Annotated in this window: 23 protein-coding genes; 11 read left to right on the top strand and 12 right to left on the bottom strand. The window is 62.2% G+C overall.

What is annotated here, in order from left to right; translation table 11 throughout:
• Positions 1-53: 53 nt before the first annotated feature.
• Both BMZ35_RS16665 and BMZ35_RS16660 read right to left on the bottom strand, forming a co-directional pair.
• Positions 54-704: a Hint domain-containing protein gene (locus tag BMZ35_RS16665; protein WP_093095291.1), complete on the bottom strand. Its 651-nt coding sequence runs from the start codon at positions 702-704 to the stop codon at positions 54-56.
• A 139-nt stretch (positions 705-843) separates the two neighbouring features.
• A complete protein-coding gene (locus BMZ35_RS16660) occupies positions 844-1758 on the bottom strand; it encodes a DMT family transporter (protein WP_093095289.1) in 915 nt (304 codons plus the stop codon).
• A 156-nt stretch (positions 1759-1914) separates the two neighbouring features.
• Between BMZ35_RS16660 and BMZ35_RS16655 the strand changes: the two genes are divergently transcribed.
• Both BMZ35_RS16655 and BMZ35_RS16650 read left to right on the top strand, forming a co-directional pair.
• Positions 1915-3543, top strand: coding sequence for an AMP-binding protein (locus tag BMZ35_RS16655; RefSeq protein ID WP_093095285.1), 1629 nt, complete (start codon positions 1915-1917; stop codon positions 3541-3543).
• Between the two features lie 182 nt (positions 3544-3725).
• Positions 3726-4733 (top strand): hypothetical protein, encoded by a 1008-nt coding sequence (locus tag BMZ35_RS16650; protein WP_093095281.1) that lies wholly within the window; start codon positions 3726-3728, stop codon positions 4731-4733.
• A gap of 16 nt (positions 4734-4749) precedes the next feature.
• Here BMZ35_RS16650 and BMZ35_RS16645 read toward each other — a convergent pair whose 3' ends face one another.
• From BMZ35_RS16645 to BMZ35_RS16620, 6 genes are all read right to left on the bottom strand, one after another.
• Entirely contained in the window at positions 4750-6225 is a 1476-nt protein-coding gene (locus tag BMZ35_RS16645) for an SPOR domain-containing protein (protein WP_093095277.1), read from the bottom strand.
• 77 nt (positions 6226-6302) lie between these two features.
• The gene (gene upp / locus BMZ35_RS16640) at positions 6303-6935 is read right to left on the bottom strand and encodes a uracil phosphoribosyltransferase (protein ID WP_093095273.1); all 633 of its coding nucleotides are present in this window, start codon (positions 6933-6935) and stop codon (positions 6303-6305) included.
• On the bottom strand, positions 6932-7930 hold the full coding sequence (locus tag BMZ35_RS16635) for an adenosine deaminase (protein WP_242654835.1): 999 nt from the start codon (positions 7928-7930) through the stop codon (positions 6932-6934). The genes upp and BMZ35_RS16635 overlap by 4 nt, the downstream gene beginning before the upstream one ends.
• Positions 7927-9135, bottom strand: coding sequence for a phosphopentomutase (locus BMZ35_RS16630; RefSeq protein WP_093095270.1), 1209 nt, complete (start codon positions 9133-9135; stop codon positions 7927-7929). The genes BMZ35_RS16635 and BMZ35_RS16630 overlap by 4 nt, the downstream gene beginning before the upstream one ends.
• On the bottom strand, positions 9135-10439 hold the full coding sequence (locus tag BMZ35_RS16625; RefSeq protein ID WP_093095267.1) for a thymidine phosphorylase: 1305 nt from the start codon (positions 10437-10439) through the stop codon (positions 9135-9137). Before BMZ35_RS16625 ends, BMZ35_RS16630 begins: the two co-directional genes overlap by 1 nt.
• A gap of 1 nt (position 10440) precedes the next feature.
• Positions 10441-10848: a cytidine deaminase gene (locus BMZ35_RS16620; RefSeq protein ID WP_093095264.1), complete on the bottom strand. Its 408-nt coding sequence runs from the start codon at positions 10846-10848 to the stop codon at positions 10441-10443.
• A 373-nt stretch (positions 10849-11221) separates the two neighbouring features.
• On the opposite strand from BMZ35_RS16620, the gene BMZ35_RS16615 reads away from it, so the two are divergent.
• The 3 genes from BMZ35_RS16615 (at position 11222) to BMZ35_RS16605 (ending at position 17355) form a co-directional block, all read left to right on the top strand.
• Entirely contained in the window at positions 11222-13501 is a 2280-nt protein-coding gene (locus tag BMZ35_RS16615; RefSeq protein ID WP_093095262.1) for an NADP-dependent malic enzyme, read from the top strand.
• Between the two features lie 279 nt (positions 13502-13780).
• Positions 13781-15673, top strand: a complete 1893-nt coding sequence (prpE, locus tag BMZ35_RS16610) for a propionate-CoA ligase PrpE (protein ID WP_093095259.1) — start codon at positions 13781-13783, stop codon at positions 15671-15673.
• A 236-nt stretch (positions 15674-15909) separates the two neighbouring features.
• A complete protein-coding gene (locus tag BMZ35_RS16605; RefSeq protein ID WP_165610107.1) occupies positions 15910-17355 on the top strand; it encodes an FG-GAP repeat domain-containing protein in 1446 nt (481 codons plus the stop codon).
• A gap of 63 nt (positions 17356-17418) precedes the next feature.
• On the opposite strand, the gene BMZ35_RS16600 is transcribed toward BMZ35_RS16605, so the two are convergent.
• A complete protein-coding gene (locus BMZ35_RS16600) occupies positions 17419-18180 on the bottom strand; it encodes an NAD kinase (protein ID WP_093095254.1) in 762 nt (253 codons plus the stop codon).
• 180 nt (positions 18181-18360) lie between these two features.
• On the opposite strand from BMZ35_RS16600, the gene glyA reads away from it, so the two are divergent.
• The 3 genes from glyA (at position 18361) to BMZ35_RS16585 (ending at position 21950) form a co-directional block, all read left to right on the top strand.
• Positions 18361-19653 carry a serine hydroxymethyltransferase gene (gene glyA, locus BMZ35_RS16595; protein ID WP_093095252.1) on the top strand — a complete coding sequence of 431 codons (1293 nt, stop codon included), beginning with the start codon at positions 18361-18363 and terminating at the stop codon, positions 19651-19653.
• Positions 19654-19821: 168 nt separating this feature from the next.
• On the top strand, positions 19822-20997 hold the full coding sequence (locus BMZ35_RS16590; protein WP_093095249.1) for a winged helix-turn-helix domain-containing protein: 1176 nt from the start codon (positions 19822-19824) through the stop codon (positions 20995-20997).
• Positions 20998-21044: 47 nt separating this feature from the next.
• The gene (locus BMZ35_RS16585) at positions 21045-21950 is read left to right on the top strand and encodes a DUF817 domain-containing protein (protein WP_242654834.1); all 906 of its coding nucleotides are present in this window, start codon (positions 21045-21047) and stop codon (positions 21948-21950) included.
• Here BMZ35_RS16585 and BMZ35_RS16580 read toward each other — a convergent pair.
• Positions 21889-22263 (bottom strand): hypothetical protein, encoded by a 375-nt coding sequence (locus tag BMZ35_RS16580; protein WP_093095246.1) that lies wholly within the window; start codon positions 22261-22263, stop codon positions 21889-21891. The genes BMZ35_RS16585 and BMZ35_RS16580 overlap by 62 nt on opposite strands.
• Before the next feature lie 76 nt (positions 22264-22339).
• Here BMZ35_RS16580 and BMZ35_RS16575 point away from each other — a divergent pair, with 76 nt between their 5' ends.
• Positions 22340-23110 (top strand): alpha/beta fold hydrolase, encoded by a 771-nt coding sequence (locus BMZ35_RS16575; protein WP_093095244.1) that lies wholly within the window; start codon positions 22340-22342, stop codon positions 23108-23110.
• Here BMZ35_RS16575 and BMZ35_RS16570 read toward each other — a convergent pair.
• Both BMZ35_RS16570 and BMZ35_RS16565 read right to left on the bottom strand, forming a co-directional pair.
• A complete protein-coding gene (locus BMZ35_RS16570) occupies positions 23092-23280 on the bottom strand; it encodes a CTP synthetase (protein ID WP_093095240.1) in 189 nt (62 codons plus the stop codon). The two genes, BMZ35_RS16575 and BMZ35_RS16570, sit on opposite strands and share 19 nt — an antisense overlap.
• Before the next feature lie 84 nt (positions 23281-23364).
• Entirely contained in the window at positions 23365-24105 is a 741-nt protein-coding gene (locus tag BMZ35_RS16565; RefSeq protein WP_093095236.1) for a YbaY family lipoprotein, read from the bottom strand.
• Between the two features lie 165 nt (positions 24106-24270).
• Here BMZ35_RS16565 and BMZ35_RS16560 point away from each other — a divergent pair, with 165 nt between their 5' ends.
• Together BMZ35_RS16560 and BMZ35_RS16555 are read left to right on the top strand one after the other, a co-directional pair.
• Positions 24271-24960, top strand: a complete 690-nt coding sequence (locus BMZ35_RS16560; protein ID WP_093095232.1) for a response regulator — start codon at positions 24271-24273, stop codon at positions 24958-24960.
• Between the two features lie 38 nt (positions 24961-24998).
• Positions 24999-26171, top strand: coding sequence for an FIST N-terminal domain-containing protein (locus BMZ35_RS16555; RefSeq protein WP_093095230.1), 1173 nt, complete (start codon positions 24999-25001; stop codon positions 26169-26171).
• Positions 26172-26174: the final 3 nt, after the last annotated feature.

Here is a 26174-nt window from a genome sequence, read left to right as displayed (position 1 = left end):
AGCGCCCGGTTGCTGCGGCAACCGGGCGTTTTTTTTACTTTCGGTGGTCCGCATCAGGCGACGGCGACGTCATCCCCGGCGTCCAGCATCACCTCCAAAAGCGCTTTCGCAGCCCCCACCGTCAGCATCCGGTACCCGGTCACGCCGTTGTTCATGGGCAACAGCCCCTCGCGCAATCCCCAGTGGCTGGGACAGAACATCAGACCACCGTGGTTTGCAAAAATCATTTGATCCTGATCGAAAACCGGCATGAACGCGTCTGCTGACCCGCCCGGTTGCTGGCGATGAACACCGGGCAAAACCTCAAGCGCGGCTCCCGGCGCCACCGCGTAAGGGTCACCATGCGCGTCCGACACATCCTCGCATTCGATCAGCACGCCCTGATGTGGCAGCACCCAAAGATCTTCGCGATTGTCCAGCGTGCCGGCAGGCACAACCAATGGCCAGAGCACCTTGGGGCACAGTTTCTCTTCGCTCCACGCCTCGTCGCGAATAAGGGCCGTCAGTTTCTGGAACCCATGGTCGAATGTCAGCACCTCGTCCCCGACAGAGAGGTGCTCGATCGGGACCCATCCGCCCCGACCCGCCACGCGCGTGCCTTCGATCAGGCCACACCCCGCGCCTGTCACTACCGGATCATTCAAGGACCGGTGCCGACCTGCCTCAACATCCCGGCGCCGTGCGTTGCGTTTGATGCCGAACATCCTGTTCCTCACTTGGGAGACGACCTCATTCTCGTCTCAACCAATAAGCGAATAAATTTCGAAACAAGTTTGCTTCAAATGCGGTGGTTTTGCGGCATTGTCCGGGAAAATCAAACAGTTGTTTCCAATCAGAAATCAATCACCGCGAACGCAGGGCAATCACGGTGCCCGCCAGCACGATCAGACCAATACCGAGACCCTGCCATAGCCCAAGGGTCTGGCCAAACATGACCCATGCCATTGCCGGGGCAAAGATCATTACCGAATATTCAAAGACCGCGACATTCGCCGGTTCGTCCATCTGGTAGGCACGGATAATCAAAAAGACCCCGCCCAGTGACCCAACTGCCTGCAAAACCACCCATGGCAACGCGTCCCGCACAGGCCAGACCCACGGCCGGGTCAGGTAGTCAGTGCCCGCCCCGCCACCCAGGCTCAAACCGACAAGCACCATGGCCGCCAATCCGCCCAGCATGATCATGTTCGCGCCCAGCAACGCCAGCGCACTCTCGCCCGCACACCAACTGCGCGTGGCAATGGCCGAAATCGCATAGAAGAACCCCGCAGCCACGGGCATCAACATGACGGGGCTGAAGCGTTCGGTGTCTGGTTCCAGCACCAAAAGGATACCGACAAACCCGCACGCCACCGCCAGAATTCGAAAAGGCCCTATCCGCTGGCGTTGCACGACCACATTGATCAGCAGAACAAAAATCGGCGAGGTGAACAGCCCCGCCAGCGCCTGGGAAATGGGCATCAATCCCAGCGCGCCGAAATAAAGGAACATGGACGTCGCCAAAGCCGTTGCACGCCCCAGAACCGGCACCCAGCGACGGGGGCTGAGTGTGCCAAAACCAATGCGCGCCATGACTATGAGCAACGGCAGCATGAGCACGCTGCGCATGACCACAAATTGCCAAAGACCCATAGTCTCCGAAATCACCGCGATGAAATTGTCGATGAATCCAATCACCACCATGGCGGACAGCATGGAAAGCGCCGCGCCAAGCGGACGGTTGCCGCCGACCCCGCTCTGGGATGCATCAAGGCTCATGTTGGATATGCTCTGCGTGTCATGTGGCGAGGAAACAGGATTTTTGCGTCATTGCAAGCCAACCTGCGACACCGCGCGCGGGATTGCCTCTTTTCAAGTGCTGCACCGCACCGCAAAATCGCCCGACCAAGACAGACCGCCAAGGGGAGGAATCGCATGGGCTGGATGAAGGATGAAACCGGGCTGGACAAATGCGCCGCCAATTACGTGCCGCTGACCCCGCTGTCGGGATTGAACCGGGCGCTCGAAGTATTCCCCGATCATCTTGCCGTGGCCTACGGCGCGCATCGCAAGACCTACCGGGAATACCATGAGCGCGTGACCCGGCTTGCCTCGGCCCTGACCAGGCTGGGGGTCGCGCCCGGCGACGTGGTTTCCACCATCCTGCCCAACATCCCCGCTGCCGCCGAGGCCCATTTTGGCGTGCCTGCCTGTGGCGGTGTTCTCAACAGTATCAATATCCGGCTCGACGTGCACACGGTCGCCTATATCTTTGATCATGGCGAGGCCAAGGTTGTGCTTGTCGATACCGAGTTCCTGCCACTGGCCGAGGCCGCCTGTGAAGAGATGCAGGGCGATGCCCCGATCATCATCGAAGTGGCCGATGCCGCCAACGGCCACCCGGCCACGGGCCGCTATCCGGAATACGAAGACCTTCTGGCGGGGGGCGATCCGGGCTTTGACTGGGTTCTGCCCGAAGACGAATGGGAAAGCATCGCCCTCAACTACACGTCCGGCACCACTGGCCACCCCAAGGGCGTCGTCTATCACCATCGCGGCGCCTACCTGAACGCGATGGGACAGGTGATCAGCTGGCGTATCGTGCTGCACCCGGTCTACCTCACCATTGTACCGCTGTTTCACTGCAACGGCTGGTGCCATACGTGGATGATGCCCATGGTCGGCGGCACGGTTGTCTGCTGCCGCGACATCACCGCCACCAATATTTTCAATGCCATCGCGGACGAGGGCGTGACCCACTTTGGCGGCGCACCGATCGTGCTCAACATGTTGGTCAACGCCCCTGAAAGCCAACGTCGCAGCTTTGACCACGTGGTCGAGGTCTTCACAGCCGGTGCGCCCCCCGCACCGGCGACGCTTGCCAAGATCGAGCCGATGGGCTTTCACGTCACCCAGGTTTACGGGCTGACCGAGGTCTATGGCCCGGCCACCGAATGCCTGTGGGATCACGCCCGCTGGGACGATCTCGAAGGCGCCGACCGCGCCGCGATCAAGGCGCGGCAGGGCGTGGCGATGCCCTTTATCGAGCATGTCACCGTGCTGGATGAAACCATGACCCAGATCCCGATGGACGGGGAAACCCAGGGCGAGATCATGATCCGCGGCAACGGCGTGATGAAGGGCTATCTCAAGAACCCCGACGCCACCGCAGAAGCCTTCAAGGGCGGGTATTTCCATTCCGGCGACATCGCGATCCAGCATCCCGACACTTATGTGCAGATCACCGACCGCGCCAAGGACATCATCATCTCGGGCGGCGAAAACATCTCTTCGGTCGAGGTGGAAGGCGTGCTCATGCACCACCCCGCCGTCAGCCTTGCCGCCGTGGTCGCGAAGCCCGACGAGAAATGGGGCGAAGTCCCCTGTGCCTTCATCGAACTTCTGGAGGGGGCAACGGCGGAAGAGGCCGAGGTGATTGCCTTTGCCCGCAAGGAGCTCGCCGGCTTCAAGACCCCCAAGAAGGTTGTCTTCCAGGAATTGCCCAAAACCTCGACCGGCAAGATCCAGAAATTCGCGTTGCGCAAACTGGCCAAGGAAATCTGATTGCGCGCCATGCGGTGCACAGTTTTTTTCGGCGGGGGCGCTGCCCCCGTCGCAGTCCGGGCTGTGACTCCCCCGAGGTATTTGAGACCGTTGAGAAATGGGAACGGGGCGCGGTTCTGCTTCTGGCAAGGTGTGGCAGGGCGTGATAGGTTGCGACCCAGAAGAGGCAGAGCAGGCCCTCCATGACAACGGCACTCGACAAATACCAGCGGCTGGAAGCATCCGGGCTATGGCGCGCCTCCCCGGATGAGCAGCGCAAGGATGTGATTGTGTCCATCGGGGATGCCACGCTGATCATCACCGACATGCAGGACCGTGCGCTGACTCATTGGTCGCTTCCGGCCGTGCGGCGGCGCAATCCCGGCACGCGGCCTGCCGTGTACCATCCAGACGGCGACCCCGGTGAAACGCTGGAAATCGCTGCCGATGAAACCGAGATGATCGAGGCCATCGAGAAGCTGCGCACCGCCGTGGCGCGGCAGGCCCCGAAGCCCGGTCGCTTGCGCACGCTGGTTCTGGCCGGATCAGTGCTGAGCATCGCCGCGCTGGCAGTGTTCTGGTTGCCCGGTGCCCTGCTCAACCACGCGCTGGGGGTGGTGCCCGAGGCCAAGCGACAGGATATTGGCGACGCCCTGCTTGAGCAGGCCACGCGTCTGACAGGAACCCCCTGTCACTCCGTTCTGGCCAGCTCTGCCCTACGCAAACTCGAACAGCGCCTGAACCTGCGCAAGCTGGTTGTCGTGCCCAGCGGCGTTCCGGCGGCGGCCGCGCTACCCGGTGGGATTGTCCTGGTCAACCGGAACGCCATAGAGGATTACGAAGAGCCCGATGTCGTGGCCGGTTTCATCATTGCCGAGAACCTACGCAACGGGGATCCGCTTCGCGGTGTCCTGCAGGCGGCGGGGATTTCGGCCAGCTTTCGGCTCTTGACCACGGGCGACCTTTCAGACGAGATTCTGCGGGCCCATGCCGAAACGCTTGTCCTTGACCAGACCGAACGCCCTGCGGACGAGGCGCTCATCACGGCATTTGCAGAAAACAACCTGCGCATAAGCCCCTATGCCTATGCGCTGGATCCTTCGGGTGAAACCACCCTGTCATTGATCGAGGCCGATCCCTTTACCGTCACGCCGGAGCCGGTGCTGAGCGATGGGGATTGGGTGGCGCTGCAGGGCATCTGCGACGGCTGATCGGCATTTGCCGGGATCACTGACGAACGAACGCCCCGTTGAACCCGGCATCCCAGGATTTTTCCAACGCCTTCTCGGCGGCAGGGACCGTTGCGAACGGCCCGGCCAGAACCAAGCGCTGCGTCGCGCCTTCACGTTCAAACTTGCCGATCCGAACAGGCAGGCCAAGGCGCTGGACAGAACGCGCGGCGGCTTGCGCCGCATCCGACGATCCAAAGGTGCCGATCTGAACATAGGGTGTCCCGGCAAGGCGCAGGGATTTCTCAGTGGCCGTCGAGCGGGTCGACACGACCGGGGCCGAAGGAGCCGAAACCGGCTCTGCCGCCACCGGGGCCGGTTCCGGTTCGAACGGGGCGCCCGTGCTGCTGGACTTCGAGGACAGGACGATCACTTCGCCGGTGCGGCGGTGGATCAGCTGGCGCGGCGTTTCCCGTGTCCATATCCGATCCGCCTGCGCCTTTCCGGCAAAGGTCATCTCGGCACGGCGCGGGTTCAGTCGCCCGTCGTCGAATACACGCCGATACCCCGGCGGCACGGCTGCGGACACGTGTGTCACGAGGTTGTGCTCGTAAACATGGCGCGGCACGACGCGGGTTTCCGGGTGCACGTCGCCTTCACGCACCACTTGCCCCACGGCACCGGGCGTAAGAGCGCTTTGGCGGTCAAACTGTATCTTGGGCGGCGGTGCGGTTGGGCCACCCCGACCCGGCGTGACAGGGCTTTCGCTTTGCGGACCACAGCGCACAGCCATCCCCTTGTAGGTCGTCGCACCGTTGCGACAGGGTGACAGGCTTCCGGCTGCGCGCGGCGGCTGAGCCGTCGTGCGGCGCGGCGCAGTTGCGGACGCCGGCGCGGTTGTCGGCGCAGGAGCGGGCGCGGCCGCGCGTGCCTTCGGTTTCTGTGCCGTAGGTGTGGTGTAAAGCGGCTGCCCGGTTGCCGTTGTCGACGCCGCCTTGGGTTTTGGGGCGGGTTTTGGTTTCGGCGCCGCGCGCACGGTTGTGGTTTGTGGCTTCGGGGTCGGCTTCGGAGCCGCGGCTGTCGCTGTCTTCGGGGCGGGCTGGGGCGCGGGTTTTGCCGCGGGTTTGGCCACGGTGGTGGCCTTGGGGGCCGTGGTCGTCGCAGGCTTGCTTGCCGGTTTGGGGGTGCCAAAGATCGACGGCTTTTCGCTTGGCTTGGCAGCGGGCTGAATCTGGACAACATTCTTGTCCAACTTCGGGGCAGGCGCCACCCCGACAGTGCCCTTTGGCAGGCTGGGTTTGAACCCGCAAATCACCTTGCGGTCGCGGGTCACACGCGGCACCCATGCGACGGCCCCATCCACACCTGCGCGGATATAGACACAGCCCCGGCTGTCCACATATTGCTTGCCCTTGTAACTCGCCGGGGGAAACTCTGCCGGCGTGTCCATGGGACTGAAGGATTGCGCGTTTACCACGCCCAACCCCAAAGATGCCGCGATCACGCTGATCGCGATGACTCTGGTCAGTTTCATTTTGCCCCCACAAGATGTAGGGGCAGTCTAGACGCAAATATCTATATGAGTAAACCGTTGATATCGCGGATTTACATCTATTTGGTGCCGAACATCCGGTCGCCCGCATCCCCGAGACCGGGCATGATATAGCCTTTTTCATTCAGGCGTTCATCCAGCGATGCGGTCACGATCGGCACGTCGGGATGGGCCTCTTTCATGCGCGCCACGCCTTCCGGCGCGGCCAGAAGACAGAGGAACCGGATGTCCTTGGCCCCCGCCTCCTTGAGCAGGTCGATTGCGGCCGCAGAGGAGTTGCCCGTGGCCAGCATCGGGTCGACCGCAATCACCAGCCGCTCGTCCAGTTCCGACGGCACCTTGAAGTAATATTGCACCGGCTCAAGCGTCTCTTCATCACGGTAGAGACCGACAAACCCCACCCGCGCCGACGGCACAAGTTCCAGCATCCCGTCCAGCAACCCGTTCCCGGCCCGCAGGATCGACACCAAGGCCAGCTTGCGCCCATCGAGAACCGGCGCATCCATCTCTTGCATCGGGGTCTGGATGCGCTTGGTCGTCATCGGCAACTCGCGCGTCACCTCATAGGCCAGAAGTTGGCTGATCTCGCGCAGCAGGCGACGGAACTCGGCCGTCGAGGTCTTGGTCCGGCGCATCAGCGTCAGCTTGTGTTGCACCAGCGGGTGATCGACGACGGTCAGGTGATCCATCAGGCTTTCTCCAGTTCTTTCTTGACCCGCGCGCGGGTGTCTTCATCGCAAAATGCCGCGTCGATCGCGACTGTGTTCAGGGCGCGGAAATCGTCCATACCCCAGCCGAATGCCTCGGCCAGCATGTCATATTCGCGGCGCATCGTGGTGTGAAAAAAGGGCGGATCGTCGGTCGAAACCGTCACCTTCACCCCGGCGTCGCGCAAGCGCGCAATCGGGTGAGTTTTGAAGTCGGGGTAAAGCCCCAGCACCACGTTTGATCCGGGACAGACTTCCAGCGTGATTTGGCGCGCCACGAGTTCCTGCACCAACGCACGATCCTCGATCGCGCGCACGCCATGGCCGATCCGTTCGACGTTCAGATCACGGATCGCTTCCCAGACGCTTTGTGGCCCGCCGAACTCTCCGGCATGGGTCGTGAGCCGCAAGCCCGCTTCGCGCGCCATGTCGAACGCATAGGCGAAATCGCCCTGATGCCCCTTGCCTTCGTCGCCACCCATTCCCAGTCCGACGATCCAGTCCCCGGCCGTTTCCGCCGCACACAACGCCGTGCGCTTAGCCTGATCGGGTCCGAAATGGCGCACGGGGGTGACGATGCCGCGCATGATGACACCAAAATCGACCTCTGCCCGGTTTGCCGCTTCCTGAATGGCGTGTAGGTATTCGCGCCACGCGGCCACATCCCCCCCACCACAGAAATCGGGGCTGAGGAAAGTCTCGGTATAGATCACACCGTTTTCGGCGCTCTTTTCCAACACCGCACGGGTCAGCTGCGCAAAATCCTCCGGCGTCTGCAACACGCTTGTCGCCGCCTCATAGACCTGCAGGAAATGCACGAAATTCTCGAACGCATAACTGCCATCCGGGGCAAATATCCGGCTGATGTCGATCTTCTTTTCAAACGCCAGTTGCCGGATGAACTCCGGAGGCGCCGCCCCTTCGAAATGCAGATGCAGCTCGACCTTTGGCAATTCGGCGGGCAATTCGGCTGACGTCACAGAAAGCTCCTTCCGCGCGGAGGGGTCACACCCAGATGGCTGGCAACGCTGGCCGCGACATCGACAAAGTCGACGATCCCCGCCTGCCCCGCGCCAACCCCGGCACACAGAACCGGCACCCGTTCGCGCGTGTGATCCGTGCCGCTCCAGGTGGGGTCATTGCCATGATCGGCGGTCAGGATCAACAGATCGCCATCGCGCATTCCGTCGATGAACCGCCCGATCTCGGCATCGAACCATTCCAGCGCGCGGGCATAGCCTGACACGTCGCGCCGATGCCCGTAAACACTGTCGAACTCGACAAAATTGGCAAATGTCAGGCTGTTGTTTTCCGCTTTCTGCCCCAGCGCATGCAATTGCAGCATAAGGTCGGCGTCGCTGCCCTTCACGCAATCGGCAATGCCCGTCATCGAGAAGATATCTCCGATCTTGCCAACACCATGCACGATGCCGCCCGCCTCGCTGATCCAGTTGCTCAGCACCGGCTCGGGCGGGGCAATCGCAAAATCCTTTCGGTTGGCCGTGCGCGTATAGCCGCTCTCACGATCCCCGACAAAGGGGCGCGCAATCACCCGTCCGACCTTTTGCGCATGCAACACGGGTGCCAGCTCCCGGCACAGGGTCAGAAGGCGCTCCAAACCAAAATGCTCTTCGTGTGCCGCAATCTGAAAGACGCTGTCCACCGAGGTGTAGCAGATCGGATAGCCCGTTTTGACATGCTCTTCGGCCAGATCTTCGATGATCAGGGTTCCAGAGGCGTGGCAGTTGCCCAAAATCCCGTCCGTCCCCGCAATTTCACAGACCCGCGCCACCAGGTCGTCAGGAAAACACGGTTCCCCTTTGGGAAAATAGGTCCAGTCCCACGGCACCGGCACCCCGGCCAGCTCCCAGTGACCCGACGGGGTATCCTTGCCGTTGGATTGCTCGGTGGCCGCGCCCCAAACGCCGGTTGGCGTGGCTTCCAGCCCCGGTGTGTCATCGCCCGACGCCAGCCGGATCGCCGCGCCCAGACCCAGCGCATCCATGTGCGGCACTTGCAACGGCCCGCTCCGGCCTTCTTCGGCCCGTCCTTCAGCGCACGCCTGAACGATGTGGCCCAGCGTATTGGACCCGGTATCGGGCAGCTCACCGTTAAAGAAACGGTCCGCATCCGGCGCGCCACCGCACCCGACGGAATCCATCACCACCAGAAAGGCACGGGGCATCAGCGAATCCTCTCATGAACAAGAGGGGGACAATCGGGGCTTTGCGCGCCCAGCGCAATCGCATTCTGCACCGCCTCCGCCGCCCGCTGCGCCGCATCTTCGCGCGCCGCGTGCAGGCGCAACAAGGGTTGCCCCTTTTCCACCCATTGCCCAAGCCGCACCACGTCGGAAAAGCCAACCGCCGGGTCCACGACGTCGCTCTCCACCTGACGTCCCCCGCCAAGCGCGACCACGGCCAGCCCCAGCGCCTCGCCATCAATCGCGCCCACGTACCCGCTCTCCATCGCGGGCACTTCGCGGATCACCGGCGCCTCGGGCAGGAACCGCCGCCAGTCGTCCGTGAACCGCACAGGTCCGCCCATCGCCGCGACCATGCGCCCGAAAACCTCGGCGGCGCGCCCGTCCGACAAGGCCGACAGCATCCGCGTGATCCCGTCTTCCAGATCCTGCGCGATACCGGCATCGGCCAGCAACACCCCGCCCAGCGAGACCGACAGCTCCGCCAGAGCCCCGCCCTGACCGCCACATAGAACCTTCATGACCTCGGCCACCTCGAGCGCATTGCCAAGGCTGGCCGCAAGCGGCTGGCTCATATCGGAAATCACCGCGCTGGTTGGGCACCCGGCCAGATTTGCGGTCTCCACCAGAGCCCCGGCAAGAGCGCGCGCCTCGTCAACCGTTTTCATGAACGCACCCGAGCCGCATTTCACGTCCAAAACCAGCCCCTCGAGTCCCGCCGCCAGCTTCTTGGACAGAATCGAAGCGGTGATAAGGTCGAGGCTCTCCACCGTCGCCGTCACATCGCGCACCGCGTATAGCCGCTTGTCTGCCGGGGCGATTTCGGCCGTCGCGCTGACAATCGCACAGCCCGCCTCGCGCACCACCTGCGCAAACCGCTCCTCGCTCAAACCCGTGGACAGACCCGGAATGGCCTCCATCTTGTCCAGCGTCCCGCCGGTATGGCCCAAACCGCGCCCCGAAATCATCGGCACATAGGCCCCGCAGGCCGCCAATGCGGGCGCGAGGATCAGCGACACGCAATCGCCCACGCCTCCGGTCGAATGTTTGTCGAGCACCGGCCCCGGCAAATCCCATTTGAGCGTATCGCCGCTGTCGCGCATCGCCAGCGTCAGGGCCACGCGCCCCTCTTCGCCCAGGCCCCGCAGGCACACGCCCATCGCAAAGGCCCCTGCCTGTGCATCGCTCACCGCGCCATCGGCCAGCCCCCGCGCAAACCACGACAGCTCTGCGCGATCCGGTACCTCGCCCCGCCGCAGCTTGGCTATGATCGCCCGCGCATCCATCTCAGTCGCGGTCCCCGTGGCCCTCGGTCAGGTGATCCTTGCCAAAGGCACCCGGCAGAAGTTCGGCCAAGGTCATTTCCTGCCGCACGCCGTCAAGATTGGACAACGTCACCTTCGCATCACCGGTCCCAAATTCCGCCAGCTTCTGACGGCACCCGCCACAGGGCGTCACCGGCACAGGGCTGTCGGCCACGACGAACACCTCGGTCAGCCGGGTTTCGCCCGCCGCGACCATGGCCGCAATCGCGCCCGCCTCGGCACAGGTGCCTTCGGGATAGGCAATATTCTCCACGTTGCATCCCGCAAAGATCGTCCCATCGGCGGCGCGGATCGCCGCCCCCACCTTGAAATGGGAATAGGGCGCATAGGCGTTCTCACGCACGGCAAAGGCAGCTTTTTCCAGACTCATGTTTCCTCCACGATCGTGCTTCCTGCATCCGGCAAGGCGAAGTTTGGAAATTCGACATCACCAATCGGCGCAGACTAGCGGGTTTTCAGACCAAGCGAGAACAAAAAACACGCCCTGCCCGCCGCACACAAGGGCGCAGGAAATCCACGCGCGTTTTCAGCGTTTTGGTGTAAAACGGGATATCGTCGCGCAATTCCCGCGTGGGCAGGCGTATTTCGGCCCGTGTTTTTGGCATATATTCTCCCTCGCTGCCCGGAAACTGTGGAGCGGGCCTGCGCGATTTGCAAGAGTGTGCCGTTGCGTCAGGATTGCCCATTCCCTCGCGGCGAAAACTAGTTTAATGCTAAACCAAATTATAAAGCCGAGTCCTGACATGTCCGAAAACAGCAATGAATCCCTGCGCCAGGCGGCGCTCTTCTATCACGCCAATCCCAAGCCGGGAAAACTCGAGGTGCGCGCGACCAAACCGCTGGCCAATGGCCGCGACCTTTCCCGCGCCTACAGCCCGGGCGTGGCCGAGGCCTGCCTTGAGATCAAGGACGATCCGGCCAACGCCGCTCTCTACACCGCGCGCCAGAACCTCGTGGCCGTGGTGTCCAACGGTTCTGCCGTTCTGGGCCTTGGCAATATCGGTGCGCTGGCCTCCAAGCCGGTGATGGAAGGCAAGGCGGTTCTTTTCAAGAAATTCGCCAATATTGACTGTTTCGACATCGAGCTGGACGAACCGGACCCCGAGAAACTGGCCGACATCGTCTGCGCCATGGGGCCGACCTTTGGCGCGATCAACCTCGAAGACATCAAGGCCCCCGACTGCTTCATCGTCGAAAAGCTCTGCCGCGAACGCATGAACATCCCGGTATTCCACGACGACCAGCACGGTACCGCCATCGTGGTCGGCGCGGCGGCCACCAACGCCCTGCGCGTGGCCGGCAAGAAATTCGAAGACATCAAGATCGTTTCTACTGGTGGCGGCGCGGCGGGCATCGCCTGCCTCAACATGCTCCTGAAACTCGGCGTGAAACGCGAGAATGTCTGGCTCTGCGACATTCACGGGCTGGTCTACAAGGGCCGGACCGAAGACATGAACCCGCAAAAGGCCGAGTTCGCCCAAGACAGCGACCTGCGCACGCTGGACGATGTGATCGACGGCGCGGACATGTTCCTTGGCCTCTCCGGTCCCGGTGTGCTCAAGCCCGAGATGGTTGCCCGCATGACCGACACGCCGATCATCTTCGCGCTGGCCAACCCGACGCCGGAAATCATGCCCGACCTCGTGCGCGAGGTGAAACCCGACGCCATCATGGCCACAGGCCGCAGCGACTTCCCGAACCAGGTCAACAACGTCCTGTGCTTCCCCTTCATCTTCCGGGGCGCACTCGACGTGGGCGCGACCGAGATCAATGACGACATGGCGATTGCCTGCGTCTCCGGAATCGCGGAGCTGGCCCGGATCACCACCTCTGCCGAGGCCGCCGCCGCTTACAAGGGCGAACAGCTGACCTTTGGGCGCGAATACCTGATCCCCAAACCCTTTGACCCGCGCCTTGTCGGGGTTGTGTCGGCCGCAGTGGCCAAGGCCGCCATGGACAGCGGGGTTGCCACCCGCCCGATCGACGACCTGAACGCCTACAAGCAGAAACTGAACCAGTCCGTGTTCAAATCCGCCCTGCTCATGCGCCCCCTGTTCGAGGCCGCCCGCGCTTCAAGCCGCCGCATTGTCTTTGCGGAAGGCGAAGACGAACGGGTTCTGCGCGCGGCACAGGCCGTGCTAGAGGAAACCACTGAAACTCCGATCCTGATCGGCCGCCCCGAGGTGATCGAGGCACGCTGCGAACGCCACGGGCTTTCGGTCCGACCGGGGCGCGACTTCGAACTGGTAAACCCCGAAAACGACCCACGTTATCGCGACTACTGGACCTCTTATCACGAGCTGATGGAGCGTGACGGCGTCACCCCCGACATCGCACGCGCCGTGATGCGTACCAACACCACCGCAATTGGCGCCGTCGCGGTTCAGCGCGGCGATGCCGACAGCCTGATCTGCGGCACTTTCGGCGAATATCGCTGGCACCTGAACTATGTCACGCAGGTGCTGGGCCGCGACGGGCTCTCGCCCCACGGCGCCCTGTCGCTGATGATCCTCGAAGACGGGCCGCTGTTTGTCGCCGATACGCAGGTCATGGAACTGCCCACCCCGGAGCAGATCGCCCGCATCACGATCGGTGCGGCGCGCCACATCCGCCGCTTCGGGCTGGAGCCGAAAATCGCGCTCTGCTCCCAGTCGCAATTCGGCAACCACCGCGAAGGCTCCGGTCGACGTCTGCGCGACGCGATCGAACTCCTGGATCAGAAGGGATGCGACTTCATCTACGAAGGTGAAATGAACGTCGACACCGCGCTCGACCCGGACCTCTGCGCCCGCATCTTCCCCCGCTCGCGCCTCAAGGGTCAGGCAAACTGCCTGGTCTTTGCGCATGCCGATGCTGCCTCGGGCGTGCGCAACATCCTCAAGATGCGTTCGGACGGGCTCGAGGTTGGCCCCATCCTGATGGGCATGGGCAACAAGGCCCATATCGTCAGCCCCTCGATCACGGCGCGCGGATTGCTGAACGTGGCCGCCATTGCCGGCACCCCGGTCACACAATACGGCTGAACCGCGGACATCCAGGCACGTCACAGGCTCTCAAGAGGCGCAGCGAATCCTGCGCCTCTTTTTTATGGCGGTTTTGCAGCCACAAGATTTGCAGTTTTGCAAACTACTTAAAAAATCCAGCGAACCCCGCTAAATGCGAGAGATTTGCAAAAGTTTGCAACCAAAAACACCCCATCTCTGCAAATATTTCGCGATAATGTGACGCGGCGTCCTCAAAGTTCTTGCCGCAAAGCCCATGCGTTGCGTAACACCTTTTCAGCGATTTCGGAGGAGAAGCTCATGTCGTACAAAGACGTTTACCAAGGTTGGAAAAACGATCCCGAGGGATTCTGGATGGAGGCCGCGCAGGCCATCGACTGGGATCAGGCCCCAAGCAAGGCTCTGTTTGACAAGGGTGATAACCTTTACGAATGGTTTGCCGATGCCAAGGTCAACACCTGCTGGAACGCCGTCGACCGCCATGTCGAGGCTGGCCGGGGCGAACAGACCGCCATCATCTACGATTCTCCCATCACCCACACCAAGCGCGCCATTTCCTATATCGAACTGCGCAACCGCGTGGCCTCGCTGGCAGGTGCCCTGCGCGCCAAGGGCATCGAAAAGGGCGACCGCGTCATCATCTACATGCCGATGATCCCTGAAGCGCTCGAAGCCATGCTCGCCTGCGCCCGTCTCGGCGCCGTGCATTCGGTGGTGTTCGGCGGCTTCGCAGCCAACGAACTGGCCGTGCGTATCGACGATGCCAAGCCCAAGGCGATCATCGCCGCCTCCTGCGGTCTCGAACCGGGCCGCGTCGTACACTACAAACCGCTTCTGGACGGCGCGATCGAGCTTTCCGCGCACAAGCCGGACTTCACGGTCATCTTCCAGCGCGAACAGGAAGTCGCTCACCTCGAAGAGGGGCGTGACTTCAACTGGCACGGCTTCCAATACGGTGTTGAACCGGCCGAATGCGTCCCGGTCGAAGGCAACCACCCCGCCTACATCCTCTATACCTCGGGTACCACGGGCCAACCCAAGGGTGTGATCCGTCACACCGCGGGTCAGCTCGTGGCACTGAATTGGACCATGAAGAACCTCTACAACGTCGATCCGGGCGACGTGTTCTGGGCCGCGTCGGACGTGGGCTGGGTCGTGGGCCACTCCTATATCTGCTACGGCCCGCTGATCCACGGCAACACCACCATCGTATTCGAGGGCAAGCCTGTCGGCACCCCCGATGCCGGTACCTTCTGGCGCGTGATCTCCGAGCACAACGTCAAGTCGTTCTTCACCGCCCCTACCGCTTTCCGCGCCGTGAAACGCGAAGACCCGACCGGCGAATATGTCAAGAAATACGACCTCTCCTGCCTCAAACAGGTCTATCTGGCCGGCGAACGCGCTGACCCTGACACCATCGTCTGGGCACAGGACCAACTGAAGGTGCCGGTGGTCGACCACTGGTGGCAGACCGAAACCGGCTGGGCGATTGCCGCCAACCCGATCGGAATCGAGGAACTGCCGACCAAGCTGGGCTCGCCCACGGTGCCGATGCCGGGCTATGACGTGACCATCCTGGACGATGCGGGCCATCCTGTGGAACCCGGCACGCTTGGTGCCATCGCCATCAAGCTGCCCCTGCCTCCGGGCACGCTGCCCAACCTGTGGAACGCCGAGGACCGCTTCAAAAAGAGCTATCTCAATTCCTTCCCCGGCTATTACGAAACCGGCGATGCGGGCATGATGGACGAAGACGGTTATGTCTACATCATGGCGCGCACGGATGACGTCATCAACGTCGCGGGCCACCGCCTTTCGACCGGAGCCATGGAAGAAGTGCTTGCGGGCCACCCGGACGTCGCGGAATGCGCCGTGATCGGTGTCGCCGACAGCCTCAAGGGCCAGATGCCCGTCGGCTTCCTCTGCCTGAACGCCGGCGTCGACCGCGATCATGGCGATGTGGTCAAGGAAGTTGTGAAGCTTGTGCGCGAAAAGATCGGCCCCGTGGCCGCCTTCAAGCTGGCCATCGTTGTGGATCGCCTGCCCAAGACCCGCTCGGGCAAAATCCTGCGCGGCACCATGGTCAGCATCGCAGACGGAACCGATTGGAAAATGCCCGCCACCATCGACGATCCCGCCATCCTGGACGAGATCACCGAGGCGCTGCAAACCATCGGTTACGCCAAGGGCTAGTCTCCTACACTCCCCAAGACTGCCCTGGAAAGCCCCGCATCCGTGCGGGGCTTTTTCATTACGTCGGTACTGTCGAAATGGGCCAAGCTGCCAAATTCATCGAATCCCCACCAATCCGGCGAAGAGTTTCTTCGTAGTGACCTCTGCACCCAAGAGAACGCGATTCCTCCGTGACTTGCCACAGGCACCCGTCTACGCTGCGGGCACGCGCGGTTGTTTCGAGAGTGAGGATGGGTATGGCTGTGTCAGAATCCTACACCGACGTGTATATCGTGGGCTTTGTCGCCAACCAAACGTCGGTCTACTTGAACCAGGACATCCAAGTCTATTGGTCGCGAGGCATCAACGGCAGCCGCTACGATGACGACTACATGGATGCCTATTTCTCGCACAGCACGCTCGTGTTGTCTTCAGACCCGGTCATCGATGCCTCGGACAGAGTGTTGTTCGACAGCACCTTTCGCTATCCGAATTACAGGTTCACTTTCGAAGACTTCGACGTCACTCCGGGCACGTATTGGCTGGGGCTTATCGTAGACGCGCGCGATGAGGTTGACGAGGGACCGACGGGCGAGGCCAACAACATTTCCGCCCCCATCGAAATCGAAATCCACGCACCGGCACTCAACAACGGGTTCGCGAGGGGGCGCAGTGAATTTCTTGAGTATTACTGGGATCGGCCGTTCAGCAACTTCGCGGAGTTCCTTGTAGGAGATTTTCGAGGCAACGGCGGGGCTGACGGCATCGGTTTGGTGGCCATGGAAAACGGCGCGCGCTTCGTGGATATGCCGTTCGGCGACACTCTAAGAAGCTTTAACACCGCTGTTATCGGCGGCCGGGACCCAAACCCAATGCCAGTCTATGAAGATCAGACCTGGCTTGTCGCGGATTTTGACGGAAATGGTATCGACGATATTCTGGCACTTTATGACGTCAGAGGCGAAGTGCGTCAGCGGGTCTATCTGGGAGAAGGCAAAACCGGTGCGGCGCGCGTTTCTTTTCAAGCGCCCGAAATCTGGACCGGTCGCGAGGCCCTGCCTTATGACAATGTCGACCATTGGTTGACTGGCGATTTCAACGGCGATGGCAACGCCGATGTGTTGGCGCTTTACGGGGTCAGAGGAGATGTGAGGCAGCGCGTCTATCTAAGCGAGGGCGACGGCTTTGGCGATGCATTTATCTGGAGCGCGGCAACGCCCACGGAATATGCCAGTAACCAACGCTGGCTCACTGGAGATTTTGACGGCGACGGGCTTGACGATGTCGTGGTCATCCATGGCGCCGGAGGTGCCTTGCATCAGCAAGTCTTCTTGTCCGAAGCGGATGGGTTTGCCGACGCAGCCGATTGGCTGCCTGATGTGCCAATGAGTTTCTGGAGCGCTCAAACCTGGCTTGCGGATGACTTCAACGGCGACGGTCTGGATGATCTTGTCGCAATTTTCCAGACAAACCCGGATGATCCGGAACGTTATTTCCGCGTCTACCTCTCAGAAGGGGACGGTTTCGCCAACCCCAGAAACTGGGCACCCAATCAAGTCTGGGCCGAGCCGTTCGAAGAGGCGGGTTGGGCAACGGGTGACGTGAACAATGACGGCGCCGCCGATATTCTGCGGTTCTACGGCAATGTTTGGGAAAACACATATGTGTCGGGCTTCTACTCCGAATTCGTCGGTCTGGTGTAAACACTGTCAAACCGAAGCGGCCCGCCACCTGCCGTTCAGCGGCGGCGCGGCCTAACGCGCGCATCAGACGAACTGTTCGCGCAGCAGCCGCTCTTCCAGCCCATGACCCGGGTCGAACAGGATGCGGTGACGCACGCTTTCATCCGAACGCACCACCACCGAGGCCACGTTTTCCACCGACCGGCTGTCGGCATCCGCCATCACCGGGCGCTTGGCAGGCTCAACGACGTCAAACCGCACCTTGGCCATCTTGGGCAACAGCGCCCCACGCCAGCGGCGCGGACGGAACGGCGCAATCGCGGTGAGCGCCAGCACATCGGATCCGATGGGCAGGATCGGCCCATGCGCGGAATAGTTATAGGCCGTCGATCCGGCGGGTGTGCTGATCAGCGCCCCGTCACAGACCAGCTCTTCCATGCGCAGCCGCCCGTCGATGGTGATGCGCAGCTTGGCCGCCTGCGGACCCGCGCGCAGCAAAGACACCTCGTTGATCGCCAGCGCCTCGTGCACGCTGCCATCCACACAGGTCGCGCGCATCGCCAACGGGTTGAGCACCTCTTCCTCCGCCGCGCTAAGACGTTCCAGAAGATCACTCTCGGAATAGGCATTCATCAGGAACCCGACCGTGCCCCGGTTCATCCCGTAAACCGGTTTGTTCAATCCGTTGATGCCGTGCAGCGTCTGCAACATGAACCCGTCCCCGCCCAGCGCGACGATCACGTCGGCCTCTTCCGGGGGGCAGTTACCATAGCGCCCGATCAACGCCGCCCGCGCTGTCTGGGCAACCGGGGCCTCGCTGGCCAGGAATGCGATTCTCTCGGGCATCTTTGCCTCGACCTTGCGTTTCCACTCCCCGACACGGGTTTCCGATCGGGGTATATGTTTATCCCCTGCACCATTGGCGGCGCAGGGGCAAGCCATTGCGTCGCTTTGGGACCTTTTATCCGTCAGGTCTTTCCTTTAGGACATCCGCCTACGTGAACACCTTATCCTGGAGCTTAGTCCATGACTGCATCCCGCGACCCCGGCTTTTTCACCGAAAGCCTGTCGAGCCGTGACCCGGAACTCTATGAGTCGATCACCAACGAACTTGGTCGCCAGCGCGACGAAATCGAACTGATCGCCTCGGAAAACATCGTCTCTGCCGCCGTGATGGAAGCGCAGGGTTCGGTCATGACCAACAAATATGCCGAAGGCTATCCCGGTCGCCGTTACTATGGCGGATGCCAGTATGTCGACGTGGCAGAGCAACTGGCCATCGACCGCGCCAAGGAACTTTTCGGGTGCGGCTTTGCCAACGTGCAGCCGAACTCCGGGTCCCAGGCCAACCAAGGCGCGTTCCAGGCGCTGATCAAACCGGGCGACACCATCCTCGGCATGAACCTCGCCTCGGGCGGTCACCTGACCCACGGCGCTGCGCCCAACCAGTCGGGCAAATGGTTCAACGCGATCCAGTACGGCGTGCGCAAGCAGGACAACCTGATCGACTATGACGAAGTGGCCGCGCTCGCCAAAGAGCACCAGCCCAAGCTGATCATCGCCGGTGGTTCGGCCATCCCGCGCCAGATCGACTTTGCCAAGTTCCGCGAGATTGCTGACAGCGTCGGCGCCTACCTGATGGTCGACATGGCCCACTTTGCCGGTCTGGTTGCAGCCGGTGAACACCCCTCGCCCTTCCCCTATGCCGACGTGGCCACCACGACGACTCACAAAACCCTGCGCGGTCCGCGCGGCGGCATGATCCTGACCAACAACGAAGAGATCGCCAAGAAGGTCAACTCTGCCATCTTCCCCGGCATTCAGGGCGGCCCGCTGATGCACGTGATCGCGGCCAAGGCGGTCGCTTTTGGCGAAGCGCTGCGTCCCGAGTTCAAAGCCTACCAGAAGCAGGTCCGCGCCAACGCGGTTGCGCTGGCGGATCAGCTGATGAAGGGTGGGCTCGACATCGTCACGGGTGGCACCGACACCCACGTGATGCTGGTTGACCTGCGCCCCAAGGGTGTGAAGGGCAACGCCACCGAAAAGGCACTGGGCCGCGCGCACATCACCTGCAACAAGAACGGCATCCCGTTCGACCCGGAAAAGCCGATGGTCACCTCGGGCATCCGCCTTGGCACTCCGGCAGGCACCACCCGCGGCTTTGGCGAGGACGAGTTCCGCCAGATCGCTGACATGATCGTCGAAGTCGTGGACGGGCTGGCCGCCAATGGCGAAGACGGCAACGGCGCCGTGGAAGACGCGGTCAAAGCCAAGGTCGCCGACCTCTGCGCCAAGTTCCCGCTTTACCCGAACCTCTGAGCCACGCACCGGGACTGAAACAGCCGCCGCCCCCTGGGGCGGCGGTTTTCGTTTTATTGTGCCCCCGTGCGAGCGCAGGCGCAGGCTGTTTTTTGAGTATTTTCGGCAAAATGAAGAGATGGGGGAATTGAGCCTTGATGTCGGATCGCCCGACGCTAGCCTGCCGTCATGAGTTTTCGCCTTTCCAACCGGGACGCCCGTCGTTTGTGGCTTGCCAATCAGGGCCTCGCGCCAACGCCGACCGGCCCTGCCGATCCGCTGACCACGATCCGCCGGCTTGGCTTCGTGCAGCTTGATTCCATTCAGGTGCTTGCCCGCGCGCACCACCACATCCTGTGGTCGCGCAACCAGAATTACCGCGAACCGATGCTGGATCGGATGCTGGCCAAAGATCGCAGCGTTTTTGAGCATTTCACCCATGACGCCTCGGTCCTCCCGGTCGAAACCTACCCCTATTGGCGCCGCCAGTTCGGGCGCAAGGAAAAGACCATGGGCAATGCCAGCTGGTTTCGCGGCATGCCCGACGCCGAGGGGCGCGCCGCAATCAAGGCGCGGATCGGCCGTGAAGGGGCGCTTTCGACCATGGCGTTTGACTCGCAAATCGAAGGCCCCAAGGAAATGTGGCGCCGTCCACCGCACAAGCTGGCGCTCGATTTCATGTGGTACACGGGCGAGCTTGCCACCTGTTACCGCGAGAATTTCCGCAAGTTCTATAACCTAAGCGAACGGGTGATCCCGGCCCGGCATCGCGAAACAGAGATCGAGGACGCCGCCGCGCTTGACTGGCTGTGCACACAGGCGCTCAACCGGCTGGGGTTCGCGACACCCGGCGATATTCAGCGGTTCTGGGACGCCGCCACCAGCGCCGAAGTGCGCGGCTGGGTCGCCAACGCCGATCTGCAACCCGTCGAAATTCAGACCGCGAACCGGGAAACGCTTTCCCTGATGGCCCCGCCCGATCTGTCCGAGAGGCTGGCCGAGGCCCCACCCCCCACATCGCGCCTGCGTATACTGAGCCCGTTCGACCCGGTGGTGCGCGATCGCGACCGGCTCAAGAAACTGTTCGGCTTTGATTACCGCATCGAAATATTCGTACCTGCGGCCAAGCGCAAATGGGGCTACTATGTCTATCCGCTTCTTGAGGGCGACCGGTTCGTGGGGCGGATCGAAGCCAAAGCCGACCGCGCCGGTGGCACGCTCACCGTGCTGAACCTCTGGGCCGAACCCGGCGTGCGCTGGACAACGGCGCGCGCGGCCAAGCTTGAGGCGGAGCTGGATCGCATGGGGCGGTTCCTTGGCACAACCGAGATCGTCTGGCAGTGCCCCGCCCAGCCCGACGCCTAGCGAGAAAATCAGTTTACAGACCCGGCCCAAGCCGCCTAACTGTCCGGATGGACACGCAAATCTCCTCCACACGCGCGCTTGAACGCCGTCTTGGCGACTGGATGCGCGCGCGTCTGCCCTTTGCGCTGGCGGAACTGGTGATGTTCTGCCTCAAACAGGGCTGGGCATCGCTGTTTGGCGGGCTGTTGCTGATCGGCATGACCGTGACCAACCGCATATGGCAGGCGGACTGGCCGGTCGCGCGCTATGACGCCTTGCTGGCTTATGCGCTCGGGTTGCAAGTGCTGTTTCTTGCCCTGCGCATGGAATCCCTGCGCGAAGCCAAGGTGATCCTGCTCTTTCACCTGACCGGCACCGTGATGGAAATCTTCAAGGTCAACGCCGGCAGCTGGGCCTATCCCGGCGACGGGGTGTTCAAACTGTGGGGTGTACCGCTGTTTTCGGGTTTCATGTATGCCTCGGTCGGGTCTTACATGGCGCGCGTCATCCGCCTGTTCGAGATGCGCTTTGCCCCCTATCCGCCCTTCTGGACAACCATGCTGTTGGCGACAGCCATCTATGTGAACTTCTTTGCGCACCATTTCCTGCCCGACATCCGGCTGATGCTGTTTGCCGCGACTGTCCTGCTCTTTGCACGCACTCGCATCTGGTATCATATCGGCGGCAATTGGTACTGGATGCCGCTGCCGCTTGCCGCCTTCCTGTCCTCGGTCTTCCTGTGGCTTGCCGAAAATGTCGGCACCGCCACGCGCATCTGGCTCTATCACGGTCAAGGCGCGGGGGATTGGGTCAGCCTCGCCAAGATGGGCTCATGGTACCTTCTGCTCTATGTCAGCTTTGTCACAGTCACGATCGTGGTGCGCGATGTGCTCCTTCCCCAAGGTTGGCACCCTAGAGAAACCCCTGCCACTTCAAGAACAGGATCAGCAACACTGCCACCGCTATCAGGTTGAAACTCAGCGAACCCAGCGTGCTCAGGATCGTGCCCATGCGCCGGTCAGCGCGGTCTTCGGCCTTGAAGGCCTTCTGAATTCCGTCGAACGCGGCCTCGACCTTGTCGGCATCCACCTGCAACATCAGCTTCGGGTGTCCGCCCAGCCTCTGCGCTTCGCTGATGACCCTGGCCTGATCATGCACGCGCTTGGGCACCCGGCGCCCGATCTTGTGCATCGCCTTGTCCAGCGTGTCGGCCTTGACCCCGTATTGCTCACGCGCCATGCGCAACAGGCGGGCCGTCTTTCTTTCGATATCAGAAGCGTCGATCATGGCCGAACCCTAGCCACACATCCTGACACACTCAACCACTCTGGAACCCGACGCCAAGCCGCGCTATCACGCGGTCATGTTGAACCTCAACGAATACGGCACCGCCACCAACCTTCCCGACTTGCTGATCGTGCATGGCCTGTTTGGCTCGGGCCGAAATTGGAGCGCCATTGGCAAGCGTCTTGCCATGACCCGCCGCGTGGTTTCCGTGGATCAGCGTAACCACGGCCACAGCCCGTGGTTTGACACCCATTCCTACGAGGACATGGCCGCCGATCTGGCTGAAGTGATCGAGGCACAGGGCAAACCGATGGATGTGCTCGGCCACTCGATGGGCGGCAAGGCGGCGATGGTTCTCGCCCTCACCCGCCCCGAGCTTGTCAAACGTCTGATCGTGGCCGACATCGCGCCGGTCACCTATGAACATGACCAGACCCAGCACATCCAGTCGATGCAAAGCGTCGACCTGAGCACTGTCGCCAAGCGCTCCGAAGCCATGGACCAACTGGCCGAAACCGTTCACGACCCGGCCCTGCGCAGCTTTTTCACACAGTCGCTGGATCTTGAGGCAAAGCGCTGGCGCCTCAACCTCGAAACGCTGGACCGCGAGATGCCCAAGATCCTCGCCTTTCCAGAGCTGGACGGCACGTACGAAGGCCCGGCCCTGTTCCTCTCAGGCGCCGACTCTGAATACGTGCGCCCCGAACACCGCCCGACCATGCGCGCCCTGTTCCCCAAGGCACGCTTCGCCAAGATCACCGGCGCGGGCCATTGGCTTCATGCCGAAAAACCGCGCGAGTTCATCCAGTCGGTGCAGGCGTGGCTGGATCACGCCCCGGTTTCGTAAAGCTTCTTGGCCACGACCCATGTGACCGGAAAGGCGATGATGAATCCGATCAGCGCCGAAATCAGGATCGGGGCCAGCGTGTCCTGACCGATGACAAGGGCAACGATAACCCCAATGCCGGCCAGCGTGGAACCGATGAACAGGTGCAGGATAAAGGCGAGTCGAAACATGAGAAAACCTCGGTCGAAAATCTACGACCGAGGTTTATATGCGATATTCTTTATGTGATTTGATCTAGGTCAGAATGGCGGGAGTTATTCCGCCTTCAACCACATCAGCCCCTCGCCCGCCGCGTTGAGCAGAACCAGCGTGCCGTCGTCGATACGGTAGGATACAGTCTCCTCCATCGCCTTGAACACGGCTCGCTCCTGTTGATCCATAGGTCCGGGGCACGCCATGTTCGTGACCGCCATCAGGCCAAACTTGAGCGCCTTGCCTTCGCGTTCCACCCCACCGTTGAACCGGTTGCAGCCGCTGGTCCCGGAGACACGGCCCGCGGCGTCAAACACCAAAAGCGGCAAGCGATCGGTATCAAGCTCGATCCCCGGCAGGGAAATCGCGTTCCAGCTTGTGTCTTCCAGCCCCGGCATATCCGGCTCGGACATCATATTCACCATCACGTCCACCTTTTTCGGGGCATCCTGCGTCAGCGCCGGAAACACCTGTGTGGTGCGGAACATGGTCCTGTCCTGCACCGTGATCTTGGCCTGCACCGCGAACCGCCCGCTTTCGGACACCATCGCATCGTCATAGGTCAACTGCCACCTGATCGGCACCTGACCTTCGGGGCGCACGGTGACGGCCCCAAGCAGGGTTGACGGTGCATCGGCGCGCGACACATCAACCAACTGCACCTCTACCAGCGCGCCGGGCGGCAGCGCGATCCGCTCGCGATAAGCGACGGTCCCTTCCAGCGTTTGAAACTCGGCCCAGGCGGGCAGCGCGGCCAAACCGACCCCCGCTGCCAGTGCTGCCCTCAGAAGTGCTGTGCGCATGATGTGGTTTCCTTGTTGTTCGGCCCATACCTAAGATTGCGACGACACCAATCAAGCCCGCCCGCCAATGTGCGGCAGAACTTTGCCCAGCTTACGACCTTTGGCGCATTTGGCGCGGCTTCATTCCCCTGCTAGGCTGGCTCCGGAACAAAGGCCCCGACCGACATGACCCTGACCGCCACGCCCCGCTCTAAGCCCCGCTTCCACAGCGCCCTCGTGGTCGACGATCACCCGCTGTTCTGCGATGCGCTCACCATGACGCTTCAGGCCGTCTCGACCGTGCGCGAGATCGCGACCGCGCCCCGGCTGGGCGACGCGCTTGAACAGCTGGAACAGGGCGCGACGCCGGACCTCGTCGTACTGGATCTGAACCTGCCCGACGTGGACGGGCTTGATGGCCTGCTGCGCCTGCGCAAAGCCACCCGCGCGCCGATCGTGGTCGTTTCCTCCATGGCCGACAACCGCGTGATCTCGTCTGCCATTCAGGCCGGTGCCGCCGGGTTCATCCCCAAGCACAGCCAGCGTGACGTTTTTCGCCGCGCACTCGACACTCTGTCACGCGGCGAAACCTTCGTTCCCGAAGGCTGTGTCCTGATGCAGGACGATGCCGCCGCGGCACGCGATGATGCCCTTTCGCGTCTTGCTTCGCTGACCAATCAACAGGCGCGCATTCTGCAACTGATCTGCGAAGGCAAGCTCAACAAGCAGATCGCCTTTGACCTGTCGATTGCCGAAACCACGGTCAAGGCACATGTCACAGCGATCATGCGCAAGCTGGGCGTACACAGCCGAACCCAGGCGGTGCTGATCGCCAAGGAAACCAGTTTCGACCAGGTCTTGCGCCAAAACGGCTAGCCTGCCTATTCTGGCGGGCGTTCAAGGGAGGAGAGCGGATGGACGAGGTCAGAGGCCTGTCCATGGCAGAGCCTGTTCAGGCAACGGGACTGGTGCGCACGGCATTTGCCGATTGCCGCGCCCCCGACGCAGTGGATCAACTCGTCAAGGCGCTCTCACCTGCCGACCTCTCGCTCGTGATCCTGTTCCTGTCGCCTCAAACAGACCTGAAAGGCTTCATGCACGCCGCAAGTGGCCGCTTCGCGCCCGCGCGTGTTGTCGGATGCACCACGGCCGGAGAGCTGGGGCGCGATGGCTACACTGAGGGCGAGATTGTTGCCATTGGCCTGCCCAGCGCGCATTTCACCGCCGCGCCGCTTCTCATCGACGACCTGACCACCCTTGCCCCGCAGGACCTGATTGCCGACACCATCCGCAACCGCCACGCGCTGGCCGCCGATCACCCTGACTGGCACAGCGAATTTGCCCTTTTGCTGGTCGATGGCCTCTCCACCCGAGAAGACGCGCTGGCCGCCGAGCTTGCCGTAGGGCTTGGGCCGGTGCCGCTCTTTGGTGGCTCCGCCGGGGATGGCAACGATTTCGGCACCACCTACATTCTTCACGAAGACCAGCTGCTCACCAACGCCGCCGTGCTGATCCAGGTGCGCTCGGACTGCCCGATCCGGGTCTTCAACACCGACCATCTGCAGCCCACCCCGCGCCGCATGGTCGTGACCGGCGCCGACCCGGCCAAACGGCTGGTGCATGAAATCAACGCCGAGCCCGCCGCGCGCGAATATGCGCGCCTGCTCGGCAAAGACCCCGAACAGCTGTCAACCTTCACCTTCGCCGCCCATCCGGTTGTGGTGCGCATCGGCGAACAGACCCATGTCCGCGCCATCCAGCGGGTCGCCGAAAACGGCGACCTCGTATTTTTCTCGGCCATCGACGAAGGCGTGATCCTCACGCTGGCCGAACCGGAAAACATGGTCACACATCTCGAACGCGAGCTTTCCGCCCTTTCCGAACAAGGGCCGCCCGACATGATCCTCGGATGCGACTGCCTGCTCCGCCGGGTCGAGGCCGAGCAGAAACAAATGGCCAACGACCTCTCGCGCCTGCTCGCCCGCCACCGTGTCGTCGGCTTTTCCACCTATGGCGAACAGGTCAACTCGATGCATGTGAACCAGACCCTGACCGGGGTCGCGATCTATCCGCCAGAGCGGAGCTAAGCC

It is taken from the genome of Shimia aestuarii (assembly GCF_900114635.1).
Lineage (GTDB): Bacteria > Pseudomonadota > Alphaproteobacteria > Rhodobacterales > Rhodobacteraceae > Shimia > Shimia aestuarii.
This window is presented reverse-complemented; position numbering and strand designations above follow the sequence as displayed.